At 55.8% G+C, this 12,451-nt stretch carries 11 protein-coding genes; 3 read left to right on the forward strand and 8 right to left on the reverse strand.

What is annotated here, in order from left to right; genetic code table 11:
• The first annotated feature begins 144 nt into the window (after positions 1 to 144).
• On the forward strand, positions 145 to 771 hold the full coding sequence (locus D3P08_RS14775; protein ID WP_119600473.1) for a DedA family protein: 627 nt from the start codon (positions 145 to 147) through the stop codon (positions 769 to 771).
• 63 nt (positions 772 to 834) lie between these two features.
• Here the strand turns inward: D3P08_RS14775 and D3P08_RS14780 are convergent, their stop codons facing one another.
• On the reverse strand, positions 835 to 1,104 hold the full coding sequence (locus D3P08_RS14780; protein WP_119600474.1) for a hypothetical protein: 270 nt from the start codon (positions 1,102 to 1,104) through the stop codon (positions 835 to 837).
• A 185-nt stretch (positions 1,105 to 1,289) separates the two neighbouring features.
• Between D3P08_RS14780 and D3P08_RS14785 the strand changes: the two genes are divergently transcribed.
• A complete protein-coding gene (locus D3P08_RS14785; protein WP_119600475.1) occupies positions 1,290 to 2,705 on the forward strand; it encodes a hypothetical protein in 1,416 nt (471 codons plus the stop codon).
• Here the strand turns inward: D3P08_RS14785 and D3P08_RS14790 are convergent.
• The gene (locus D3P08_RS14790) at positions 2,702 to 3,283 is read right to left on the reverse strand and encodes a hypothetical protein (protein WP_147381811.1); all 582 of its coding nucleotides are present in this window, start codon (positions 3,281 to 3,283) and stop codon (positions 2,702 to 2,704) included. The two genes, D3P08_RS14785 and D3P08_RS14790, sit on opposite strands and share 4 nt — an antisense overlap.
• A 170-nt stretch (positions 3,284 to 3,453) precedes the next feature.
• Between D3P08_RS14790 and D3P08_RS14795 the strand changes: the two genes are divergently transcribed.
• A complete protein-coding gene (locus tag D3P08_RS14795; protein WP_162848491.1) occupies positions 3,454 to 3,741 on the forward strand; it encodes a DUF3817 domain-containing protein in 288 nt (95 codons plus the stop codon).
• A 54-nt stretch (positions 3,742 to 3,795) separates the two neighbouring features.
• Here D3P08_RS14795 and D3P08_RS14800 read toward each other — a convergent pair whose 3' ends face one another.
• From D3P08_RS14800 to D3P08_RS14825, 6 genes are all read right to left on the reverse strand, one after another.
• Entirely contained in the window at positions 3,796 to 5,109 is a 1,314-nt protein-coding gene (locus tag D3P08_RS14800) for a hemolysin family protein (RefSeq protein WP_119600477.1), read from the reverse strand.
• 78 nt (positions 5,110 to 5,187) lie between these two features.
• Entirely contained in the window at positions 5,188 to 6,336 is a 1,149-nt protein-coding gene (locus tag D3P08_RS14805; protein ID WP_240647544.1) for a DUF3900 domain-containing protein, read from the reverse strand.
• Positions 6,337 to 6,500: 164 nt separating this feature from the next.
• Positions 6,501 to 8,603 carry a HelD family protein gene (locus D3P08_RS14810; RefSeq protein WP_338068725.1) on the reverse strand — a complete coding sequence of 701 codons (2,103 nt, stop codon included), beginning with the start codon at positions 8,601 to 8,603 and terminating at the stop codon, positions 6,501 to 6,503.
• Between the two features lie 73 nt (positions 8,604 to 8,676).
• Positions 8,677 to 8,970, reverse strand: a complete 294-nt coding sequence (locus D3P08_RS14815) for a DUF1294 domain-containing protein (RefSeq protein WP_119600479.1) — start codon at positions 8,968 to 8,970, stop codon at positions 8,677 to 8,679.
• A 31-nt stretch (positions 8,971 to 9,001) separates the two neighbouring features.
• Positions 9,002 to 11,497 (reverse strand): ATP-dependent helicase HrpB, encoded by a 2,496-nt coding sequence (gene hrpB / locus D3P08_RS14820; protein ID WP_119600480.1) that lies wholly within the window; start codon positions 11,495 to 11,497, stop codon positions 9,002 to 9,004.
• 24 nt (positions 11,498 to 11,521) lie between these two features.
• A complete protein-coding gene (locus tag D3P08_RS14825) occupies positions 11,522 to 12,370 on the reverse strand; it encodes a hypothetical protein (RefSeq protein ID WP_119600481.1) in 849 nt (282 codons plus the stop codon).
• Positions 12,371 to 12,451 lie beyond the last annotated feature (81 nt).

Raw genomic sequence — 12,451 nt, forward strand, 5'->3', positions numbered from 1 at the left:
AAATAGTTACGAAATGGTTAAAATGACCACCAGCGGAGGATAATGTTGGAAAAGTGGGCATATTCGTCGAAATATGTTACCCTAGATAAGATTGTTTAAATTTGACGTATTCGTTTACAACCTAATGAGAAAGCGAGTTCCGCTATGGCTTACGAACTATTATTATCCATTATCGAGCAGGTCGGTTACGCGGCTTTGTTCCTTGTGTTATGTCTGGGTCTAATCGGCCTGCCCATCCCGAATGAGGCGGTTGTCATGACCGGCGGGGCGCTATCGGCGGACGGACTGCTGTCCCCCGTCCCCGCTTTTATCATGACCTGTCTCGGCATTTGCTCCGCGATGACCTTCGGGTACAGCATCGGCCGGTTTGCCGGAAGCAAGCTGTCGAACTGGTTTCGCAGCAAAAAAAATATCGGCCGTTTCATCGAACGGTCCGAGGAGCTAAGCGAAAAATACGGCGGATACGCGATTAGCCTGAGCTTATGCTTGCCTTTCCTTCGCCATGTGACGCCTTATGTCATGGGCATGAACCGGATGAAATTTGGACGTTTTGCGTTGTTTGCATACCCGTCGGCTTTTGTATGGACGTTATTCTACTTTATTCTAGGCACGTTCGTCGGGAACAAAGTACAGGACATCGCGAACGCGATCTATCAGTACGGAATCTGGATCGTGGCCGCACTGGCGGCTGCCGCGTTGGGCTACCTGACTTACCGATATATTCGAAACAAAAGAGCGGACGAAAAAGAGTCGGTCCGCCGGTCCTTATAACAATGAATGAAGCCCTTGCCTTTCGGTTATGTCTGAGGCAGGGGCTTCGTTATGTGACGGGCTTTATTGCTCCAGCTTCGCTTTAGCTGCTTCAACGAGCGTATCGAACAGCTCGTCATCCTCTTCCAGCTCGTCCTCAAGCGCGAGCAGCTGCTCTTCCTTCCCTGATTCATGCAGGAAGAATAATCCGTAGCCCCAATCCGTGCCGCGCTTGCTGTGCAGAGTGATCTCGTATTCATTCTCATGACCCTCGACGCCGAATTGCACCTTGCCGACATAGCCGTCTTCCTTCGAATAAGTCATCGACGCGTTTTTAATATCGATTTTTAGCATAGTTTTGCCCTTCTCTCCTGAACGAAATAACGATGTTAGTAGGATAGCATAGCCAATTATTCCCGCGCAAGGCAAAAGGCTGACAAGCCGTACGCACGCGCCGAACGCCTATGTCCTCTCGTGCATACATTACTATACGATAGCCAAAGAAGAGAGGCTGTCGCGACACTGGGAGGTTGATCTTTATGGTCATTCAGTTAGCGGCAATTCACTGGGTTTACCTAATTTTTGTCGTGGCGATTATCGGCTTTATGCTGTTGAGACGCGACACGACGCTTGTCTGCATCGCAGGCATTTTGGGTATCGGCATACTCGCTACGCTCACGATTGAAGGCTCGGTCAGCGGGATCTTCAACAGCTTTATCTATGCGATAAAAGAATTGATCGGCACCATTCTTATCATTTCCATTATTGTGGCCATGAGCCGAATCTTAATTCGGACCGGCATTAACGAGGTCATGATAACGCCATTCGCCCGTTTTATGAGAACGCCTACACTCGCGTTTTGGGGCATCGGACTCATAATGATGATCACCTCGTTCTTCTTCTGGCCTTCTCCCGCAGTAGCCCTGATCGGCGCAGTGCTCTTGCCGGTCGCCCTGCGCGTAGGTCTTCCGGCGTTAGGCGCCGCCGTCGCCATGAACCTGTTCGGACATGGGATCGCGTTATCCGGAGACTACATCATTCAAGGCGCGCCGAAACTAACCGCGGACGCGGCAGGCATTCCCGTCAGCGAAGTGATGCAAGCCAGCATCCCGCTTGTTATCGTGATGGGACTTGTTACTACAGCGACAGCTTTCTGGATGATGAAGCGGGATATGCGGACGGGCAAATGGAATGACGGCCTGATCGAGCGAATCGACCATCAAGAAGCGATCACCGGCAGCGCCGATTCGGATGACAATGCGGTGTTGTCCCTAGCCTCGAAACGGATTCTCGCGGTCATCATTCCGGTGCTCTATGCACTAAATGTGGTTGCCATGTTCGCATTTAATCTCCAAGGCGGCGACGCAACCGCGCTCGTCGGCGGCACCTCTATTCTCATTATGCTGGCCGTAACGATGATGACCTATCGCGGCAAAGGCTTGGAGAAAACAACCGGCTATTTGATTGAAGGCTTCTTGTTCGGCTTCCGCGTATTCGGTCCTGTCATTCCGATCGCCGCGTTCTTCTATCTGGGAGACGCCGGCTTCTTCTCTTTGTTCGGAGAGAAGGTACTGCCCGAAGCGTCGAACGGCATCGTGAACGACCTCGGCGTCGCGTTAGCGCATGAAGTGCCGGTGAACGGCTTCGTCGGCTCGGTGACGCTTTCCCTTGTAGGCGCCGTGACTGGCCTTGACGGCTCGGGCTTCTCCGGCATTTCGCTTGCCGGCTCCATCGCGCAGCTGTTCGGCACCGCGATCGGCTCCGGCACCGCAACGTTAACCGCTCTTGGCCAAGTCGCCGCCATTTGGGTCGGCGGCGGAACGCTGGTGCCTTGGGCGCTGATCCCTGCTGCGGCTATATGCGGCGTCAGCCCGTTCGAGCTGGCGCGCCGCAACTTCAAGCCGGTGCTTATCGGACTCGTGGTCACAACCATCGTCGCGATGTTTTTGATCTAGAACGTCTGCTTCTTGCTCCGGCGTTTGTAGTAGATCATTGCAGCTAGGACAGCGGCTGCGGCTAAAAGCAGAAGCCACCATAGAAGAAATCCCGACTGGCTATCCGCTGCGGCAGCTGGTTGCTGCGGCGGTACGGAGCCGACCCCCAAATCGGCCAAATCCTGTCCCGCCGCGCTGTAAAGCGCCGTCCGGCTGCACAAGCTGACGTCGAGCGTTTCGCCGGTCTTTCTCGCGTAAACCACATAACGCTGTCCTTCCCGGAACTCATAGCCGCAGCTGTCTCCGGATTCCGCGGACGTAACCGAGAGAACCGGCGCCACCTTGCCTTTCCATACTTCATTGACCTGGAATGTCCACGTAACCGGATCGGCCGACGAGCTCGCAAACAGCTTCGAGGCCGTTTTCTTGCCGATGACGGTACCGTCGAATACCGCATCGCTGCTCTGTTTCGCCTCCTGAACATTCGAGACGATGGCGCAGCTGCATGCGCTTGCCGCCTCCGGCTTCAGCGCCGCGCTCCCCAATAGAACAGAGATAACCACTCCAAACCATATCCACTTGCGACTAGACAGCATCAATCGTTCGTCCCCCTTTCAACCCCTCTTACATGAGACGTTAGATGGATAAGTTAGGTTACAACATGTGAACGATTTGTAAAAAGTGAGACAAATCACAGCTTCATCTCGTACAATGACCTAAATGAGGACGAGCTCCTCTGATGAAGGATTGTTGGAAAGGGGTAACCATTTTGTTGAAAACCGCAATTGGCAGGCTGCGCCTTATTGGCTGGCTGGAGGGACTCTCATTTTTAATCCTGCTTCTTATTGCAATGCCGCTTAAGTATTGGGCCGATATTCCGGAGGTCGTAACGATCGTCGGCGGCTTGCACGGAGGACTATTCGTTTTATATCTGCTAGCCGTCCTTCATGTTACAATCAAGCACCGCTGGTCCATTCTGAAGTTTTTAGCCGCTTGCGTAGCCTCCGTTCTCCCGTTCGGTCCGTTTGTCGTTGACCGGAAGCTGCTGCGTGATTAAGTTAGACTTGAAAAAGGCATCCGCGCTTCCCAGTTGGGCAGACGGATGCCTTTTTTATGCATGACCATATTCATTCATTTCACTGCCTGCCGAATCGGTATAGATTTCAATCTTCCTGATCCGGTGATCGTCTCTTTCCTTAACCACAAAGGTTGCGTTGCCGAAGGTCCATCTCTCCCCTTCAGGCAGCCCGGGCTGCTTCTGATACAGCCAGCCTCCAATTGTATCCGCCTCTTCGCTTTCCAGACTCAGTCCGGCCGCTTCGTTCACTTCGCTAATAAGAGCCTTCCCGTCCACCAAATAATGCTCATGCTCCAGCCGCTCAATCTCCAGCTCTTCGTCCGCGTCGAATTCGTCCCGAATATCGCCGACGATTTCCTCCACAATATCTTCAATCGTAAGCAGTCCGGAAGTCCCGCCATACTCGTCGAGCAAGATCGCGAGATGCACGCGCTCGAGCTGCATCATTCGCAGCAATTGGCTGATCGGCATCACATCGGGGACCGATAGCGCAGGCTGAACGAGCCTCCGAAGATCAACCTCGCGATCGTCGTAATCCTGCAGAAATAGATGCTTCGTATTAAGAATCCCGATAATATTGTCCTTATCGCCCTTGGCAAGAGGGAATCTGGTGTACTGCTCCCTGCGGATTATTTCGATATTCTCCTCACGCGTGTGATCGACGAAGAGGCAGACCATATCCGTGCGAGGCACCATAATTTCCCGCGCCAGTCGTTCATCGAATGCAAAGATGCGATTGACGAAGCCGTATTCGCTTTTGTTGATTTTGCCGCTTTCATAGCTTTCGTTCAAAATAAACCGGATTTCTTCCTCGGAGTGCGCCTCATGCTCGCTCGCGGGCTGAAAGCCGAGCAATCGAACCAGCTTGTTCGCAGATCCGTTCAGCAGCCAGATAAAAGGAAACATCACCTTGTAGAAAATGATGATGGGCGGAGCCGTCATCTGGCTGATCTGCTCAGCCTTAATGATGGCAATCGTTTTCGGAGCCAGCTCCCCCAGCACGACATGCAAATACGTAACCGCCACGAACGCGATAAAAAACGAAATGACGGAGCCTGCGCTTCCTTGAATGCCTAACCATTCAAAAACAGGATGCAGCAGCTGCTCCACCGTCGGTTCGCCAAGCCAGCCGAGCCCTAGCGCGGTAATTGTAATGCCGAGCTGGCAGGCGGATAAATAACCGTCAAGATGCGTCGTTACCTTTTGAACGGCCGCCGCATTTTTAAGTCCTTCATCCACCATCTGCTGTACGCGGCTTGCTCTCATCCGAATAATGGCAAACTCCGTCGCAACAAAAAACGCCGTTAAAAGAAGCAAAAGAACGAATAAGATCAGCTTAAGCGCCACAAGAGAGTCCCCCTTCGCTATCAGCCTAACCGTTATTCGATTCCCTCATACTTCGATGCGGTTCGCCGCCCTTAAGAATCACCATGGAGGCGTATTGCCGTTATCCGCTGAAGTGGATGGCGGGAAAACACTTGCCGTCGCTGATTCTTCCGCTATCCGCTTCGTCCCGATCAATGGCAGCACTTCCGACAGATCTCTTGGCTGCAGCAGCTCGATCGGCGACATGCCGCGATCGAATTGGAACTGACCGCCTTCGATCACGACCACATAACGCCCGTTATGCTTGGCAAAGTGAAGGCTTGCGCCGAATTCGGACAGCAGGCCCTTGACCGTTATGCCATCCAGCTTGAATGAAAACGGCAGATCCGGCTTCTGCTCCACAAGCGCGGCCGACGCCGACTCCACCTGCGCCTGCGTCCACCATTCCTGCAGCTCGCGCTTCTCGCTGGCCGCCCACACCTCCAGCGCATTTAACTCCTCGCTGCGTTCCGCAGACGTCTCGTCATCCTGCCATTTATCCGCAATATATTGATGCGCCATCTCGACGACCTGCTCGCCGATGACTTCCGGCAGCGGTTTTTCGTAAGATACATATTTCAAGAAGTCTTCAAAATATCGCGCATGGGATGCCTGGTGAATTTTCAGCTCCCAATGCTCGAGCATGCCTTCCTCCGGCATATGCGGATACTGGATCGATTTAATACTGCGCGCGCTGATCGCCATATCGACCTGCGTTATAAGGCTGCGCTCATCCGCGATCCGGGCAATCTTCGGCTCGAAATCGCATTTCAACAGGAACAGAAACGGTTCATTGAAGAAGGTGTTCAGCGTGGAGAGCGCAATGATAAACGCCCCTCCCCGCACTGCGCTCGTATCCATATAAATACGGACAAGCTCATCCGCAATTCCGAGAAAGCGGTCCTTGCTGTCCGCCTCGCGAAGCCGCTGGAACAGGTTATAGTTCTGGTTGCTGCCGAGCTCATAGCCCGGCTCCACCATAAACCGGCCGATCTTGGTCGGCGCGTTCGCCGTATTCGGATTGCGCTCGACCTTCCGCTTGACGATTCGTACAAACTCTTCGTCAAGAAACCTTTTGATCTCGCTGTCTTCGTAATCTTCTTCGTCCAGCGTCTGGAAATGCTTAAACCGTCTCCCGGAAGAAGCCGCCGACTGCTCTCCGTCTGTCTGGATCACATAAAAGGATAAATAATGCATACGAAAATCCACGTCTATGATTCCCTCATCTCTGCAAGTGTCATTTCAATAGAATAGCATACCCCGAAGTTTTTGAGCACGCGCAAGATTATAGGCAGTCATGAAAAAAGATCGCTTTCGTCTGCAAAATCAGGCAGACAAAAGCGATCTTCCAAGCTTGGATCGTTCGATTCAGCTTAACCTTCCCATCCCTCTAAGAGAGGCGTACGCTCGCCGCGGTAGAGCAGCTTCAGCTTATGAAGCGCGCGCGTGCAGCCGACGTACAGCAGCTTCGCGTCGATCGTCTCATAGTTTCGGCTGCCCGCGTCCGCGATGAGGACCGCATCGAACTCGAGCCCTTTGGACAAGTATACGGGCACGACGGTCAGCCCGCCGCCATAAGTCAGCTGCTTGCTTTGTACGAGCGAGGATTCGAGCCCTTGCGAGAGCAGGTAGCGATGAATCTCCTCGCATTCGCGCGCAGTCCGCCCGATTACGGAAATGGTGTCATAGCTGCCGCTAGCCTGCCACTCCGTTACCGTCGATGCGACCGACTGAAGCCAATTATCCTCGGCAGCCGGCTCCGTCCGGACAGGATCGCCGCTCCGGAACACCGGCACGGCCGGCTTCACGCCTCCGGTCATGCCGCCTAAAATGACGTTAGCGAAATCGATGATTTCCATCGTAGACCGGTAGCTTCGGTTCAGCTCGAAGAAATCGGTGTCGCCGTCCGGGAACAAGTCCATAAGCTCGTTCCAGCTCTGAATTCCCGCGTAAGCGTGAATCCCTTGCTGCAAATCGCCCAGCACCGTCATGGACGGCGTCCTCTGACACAGCCGGAGCGTTTCCAGCTGAAACGGCGAATAATCCTGCGCTTCGTCGATGACGATATGGTCGAAAGGCGGGACCTTCAAGCCGTACAGCTTCAATTGGATATAAGCCAAAGGCGCCAAATCCTCGGCTCCGGCAAGCCCCGAGCCAAGCCGCTCGGAGGTTGCTTTCGCCAGCGATTTCGGGACATCCGGCAGCGCGGTTTTGCCTTTGAACAACGAAGCATACAGCTGCAGCGCCGTAAACGCAGGAATCCGCTTCACATAGCTGTTCAGCTTCGCCATCGCCGCGGAACGTTTCTTTTTATCCGCAACGCCACGGTGCTTCAGCTCCGACTCCAGCCAGCGTTTGATTCGGCTGGCGAGCCGGTCGCGCTTCACCATAACCGTTTCTTCGCCGTAATCCGTCTCATACCATTCGCGCATCGTCTCCGGCTTCAACGTGAATCCGTCCAGCGGGACAAACGCCGTATCCGGCACGATGCTTCCTTGCAGCTCGGCAAGCCGCCTATCAATCGCATCCTTGAAGGCGAGGCTTCCCTTCCACCGTCCCGAAGACTGCTCGATTTCTTCCTTCGTCCGCTTCTCTTCGAACCAATAGGCCATCGTTTCGGACGGATCGCTTAGCCGGACCGAATGCTCCAGCAGCTCGAGCGCCCAATCCGCGAATGTCGTTTGTCCAATATCGCCGACGCCTAGCTCAGGCAGCACGCCGGATATGTAATCGAGGAACATCCGGTTCGGAGCAAAAATAATCATCCGCTCTGCACGGATCCGTCCTTCATATTGGTAGAGCAGGAACGCGAGCCGATGGAGCGCGACGGTCGTTTTTCCGCTGCCCGCGACACCTTGGATGAACAGCGCTTTGTTCCGCTCCGCGCGGATGATACGGTCCTGCTCGCCCTGAATCGTCGAGACGATGTCGCGCAGCTTATTGTCTTTGTTTTCACCCAGCCGGTACAACAGGAATTCATCCGATACGGCGCCTTCCTCTTGACCGCGAACATAGCTGTCGACGAGCCTTACGATTTCGCCGTTCCGAATCATGAAGTTGCGTTTCAAATGCACGTAGCCAGACACTTCGCCGTCGGGAGATGCATAGCCGGCCGGATCATCGCCGCCTGTGAAGGAATAAAACATGCTGGCGGCTGGAGCGCGCCAGTCAATGACGAGCAGCTCGTTCCCGCCGTTTTTGGCGACGCCGGCCTTCCCGATATACAGCGGCTTCGGTTCTCCGGCATCGCCTTTGCCGTCATTCGTTAGCTCCTGAAAGTCGATCCGGCCGAAATAAGGCTCGCGCCTCGCTACCTCGAGCCTATTTTTGCGTTCCTCCCGCTGGAGGTCCAGCATCTGCTCCGTAAAATCGTTGCCCGTATAGCGCGGACCGATCGCGCGAAGCTGAGCTTCGATATCCTGCAGCGCCGCGTTTAACCGCTCCTGCTCTTCTTGCTGAATCGTCTTTTGCGACATCTTCATTCCCTCCCAAGCGTAAAGAGCCGAGACCCTAAGGACTCAGCTTCATGTATGATTTCCTCTTGTAGCGTTAACCTCTGCCATTCATTCCCCATAATCCTGTTATGACAATAATCGCGATAATATTAACCGCGACTAAATACGGAATACCTGTAGTGAACGAATGATGCTGCGTCTTATGCCGCCACACTTTCATCCCATACCATACGCCGATCGCCCCGCCGATAGCACCGAGGATAAAGAAACGCCGTTCCGGAATGCGCCTCTTTCTGCGTTTGGCGAACCGCTTATCCATGCCCATCAGCGCAAAGGCGTACAGGTTCATCGCGATCAGGTAACCGTATACGATATATAACAGCGACATCCATTCACTCTCCTTCTCGAAGGTCAGACCATTAGGAACGCGGCTTCGCTCGATTCGTCGCCGTCGCCTCATACGGATTGTCCGGCCAATAATGCTTCGGGTAACGCCCTTTCAAATCCTTCTTGACATCAAAATAAGCATGCTCCCAAAAACTCGCCAAATCGCGCGTAACTTGTACGGGGCGTTGTGACGGAGAAAGCAGATGCAGCGTCAGAGGCAGCCTGCCTCGGGCAATGCTCGGCGTCTTCTTTAAGCCGAACATCTCCTGCAGCCTGACGGCCAGCACCGGCGATTCCGGATCGCTGTAATCGATCGGGATGCGCGAGCCGCTTGGCACCACGATATGAGTCGGCACCTGCTCGTCCAGCTCTTGCGACTGCTTCCAGCTCATCAGTCCGGTTAAAATCCCCGTCATCTGCAGCCTGCTCAAATCGGATAAGCTTTTGAGCCCGTAAACGTGCGGCTTCAGCCACTGCTCCATCGTATCCAGCAGCGCCTCTTCCGATACGTCCGGCCATTCGGAATCTCCGGAATGGCGCTGCATAAGCCGCATTCTGGCAAGCAGTCCAGCTCCGCTCTTCCCGAGCGGCAGCGACTCGATCCCCTTCTGCCGAATGCCCTGCAGAAGCTGATCGGCCACCAGCTCCGGATCCGGCCGTTCTAATGGCCCTTCGCTAAGCGTTAAGGCGCCGAGCCGCAGCCTTCGTCTTGCGCGAACCGCGGCAGCGGCCGGATCCCACTCCACGGCCTCTTCCTTCGTTACATATTCGGAGAGCTCGTTCTCCAGCTCCGACTTTTCGATTGCTGCAGCCAGCCGAATTCTACCTTCCGATCCGGCGTCGTCCAGCTCGCAGACGACGAGATATGCGAATCGGGACAACGGCTGCTGTTCAGGCAGCACTGCGCCTCTCCCGTTCGCGAGCAAATACCGGCCGTCCGGCCTTCGCTGCGCAATTCGGTCGGGATAAGCTCTTGCTAGCAGCGCTCCAAGCGTGACCTCCCGGCCGCCGCCTGCCGCCTCGCCTGCGAAGCCGTCCTCCCGCAGCGTCGCTTCGAGCATCCGCTGCCATTGCTCCGCCTGCGCCTTCACCCGCTGCGCGGCAGCCTCTCTCCCGGCGCTTCGGAGCGCGTCCACCCGAAGCTGCAAATCTACGTTGTGCTGCGAACCGAGCATATCTCGCTCGCTGAGCAGGGCGGCAAGCTCGCAGGCCAGCCGAAGCTTCGCTCCGTCGCTTCTTGCCGCCCATAGCATCGCGCCAAGCCGCGGATGCAGCCCCAGCCTGGCGATGCGTTCTCCGCTTACCGTCGGCTTTCCAGCAGCATCAAGCGCATGAATGCTTTGGAGCAGCGTCAACGCTCCCTCAAAAGCGGCTTCCGGCGGAGGGGTCAGCCAATTCAGCTCAAGCGGATCTTTGACGCCCCAGACGGCGAGCTCCAGCGCTAGCGACGCGAGATCCGCATCCATAATTTCAGGCTTGCCCTGCTCCGGCAGATGAGCATGCTCCGCCTCGGTCCACAGCCGGTAGCAGACGCCTGGCGCAAGCCTTCCCGCCCGGCCGCGGCGCTGATCAGCGGACGCTTTGGATACTTGCACCGTCTCCAGACGGCTTAGTCCGGTTCGCGGCGAAAACCGCGGCACCCGCATCAAGCCGCTGTCCACGACGACGCGGACACCCTCAACGGTCAAGCTGGATTCCGCGATCGACGTGGCCAGCACAACCTTTCGTTCGCCAGCTGCGCAAGGCGCAATTGCAAGCGATTGCGCTTCCAGCGGCAAGCTGCCGTGAAGCTCTGCGGTCCGGACGCCCGGCGGCAATCCGGCTTCGGCCAGCCAGCGCGCCGTTCTGCGGATTTCGGCAACGCCCGGCAAAAAGACGAGCACATCGCCGGGCTCTTCCCGCAGCGCCTCGAGCACGGCTTTGCCGACAGCCGGCTCCAGCGGTCCGTTCCGTCTAAGCGCCGCGTACCGGGTGTCCACGGGAAATGCGCGGCCCTTGCTGTGAATGACCGGCGCTCCGCCAAGCAGCGCCGCGACAGGAGCGGCGTCGAGCGTCGCCGACATGACGACGATCCGCAAATCCTCGCGGAGCAGCGACTGCGCCTGCAGGCTTAAAGCAAGACCAAGATCGCCGTGCAAATGACGCTCATGAAATTCATCGAACAGAATGGCCGCGACGCCTTCGAGCGCGGGATCCGCCTGCAGCATCCGGGTAAGGACGCCCTCCGTCACCACTTCAACAACGGTCCGCGGTCCAGCCTTCGCGTCCATCCGAACACGATAGCCGATCCTCTCGCCCGCTTTCTCCCCAAGCGTCTCCGCCATGTACGCAGCCGCGGAACGCGCCGCAAGCCGTCTCGGCTCAAGCATAATAATCTTACCCCCGGCAAGCCATTTCTGCTCCATTAAAGCAAGCGGCACCCGGGTCGTTTTCCCTGCGCCGGGCTCGGCTACAAGCACCGCGTTGCCGCCCTTGTCTAGAGCCGCCAGCAGCGCCGGCAGCACCTCGTCAATCGGCAAAGCCTTCATCGACACTACCCCTTTTTGCTTCTGTTACTTCGTAATGCGAAGCATCTGCAGCACGGGCCGGTTATCGCCAGCGAGCGACATTTCCTTGCTCAGCAGCTGAGAAGATCCGTCCCCGTCCAAAAATATCCCGTCGACAAGCTCTCCGGCACCAACCTTTTCGATAACCGCGCTGCGAAACGCTTCGAGCGTGCCGCCGTTTTCGCTGACGACCAGATACAAATTGCCCGCACCGTCGTACACCGCGCCGGACCGCAGCCTAAGATCGTCCGGGAAGGGGGCATGCTCCGCCTCCGCAATATTCCTCCAAGCTTCATCGTCCGACAAGCTCATGCTAATGCCGCCCTGCGCCCAGAAGCGGGAATGATCCTTCACCTTTACTTCGGACGCCTTCGAGACGGTCTGGACGCTTAACGTATCCGATGCTCCATCCCATACAAGGGTGCCTCGCGCATATTTCAGATTTTCCCCGCCGCTGCCGTAGCCGTTCATATCCCCGTTAACCGCATAACCGTTCACGACGCCCATGCTGATCAACGATTCTCCGTAAAAGAATCCGCCGTTAATGCCAACCTTATTGGTCAACGTCACATTTTCGTTCACGACCTCCAGCGTCACATAAGCCGGCTTGGTCTTCAGAATGTGAAGCTTCAGCCCGTTAGACGCCTCCGCCGCCTCATAGCTGTATTGCGTGATGGCCGTTAGCGGCGCGTCTGCGCGCGGGGCTCGATTGCCCAGCGAGAACACAAGAACGGAGAAGAGGATGCCGCCTGCTGCAAGCACAGCTAACACAACCCATACAACCGTCATCACTTGTTTTCTGGTTAATGGACTGTTCCCTTTTTGATCCACTTCGTTTTTCAGCTCTGATGACAATGGATTCCCGCCTCCCTGACCGTCCGTAAACTTCAAGCTTTTTATTGTAACGTTATTAAGGGCTGGTTGTCTACGGTTCTA

It is taken from the genome of Paenibacillus nanensis, assembly GCF_003583765.1.
Classification (GTDB): domain Bacteria; phylum Bacillota; class Bacilli; order Paenibacillales; family Paenibacillaceae; genus Pristimantibacillus; species Pristimantibacillus nanensis.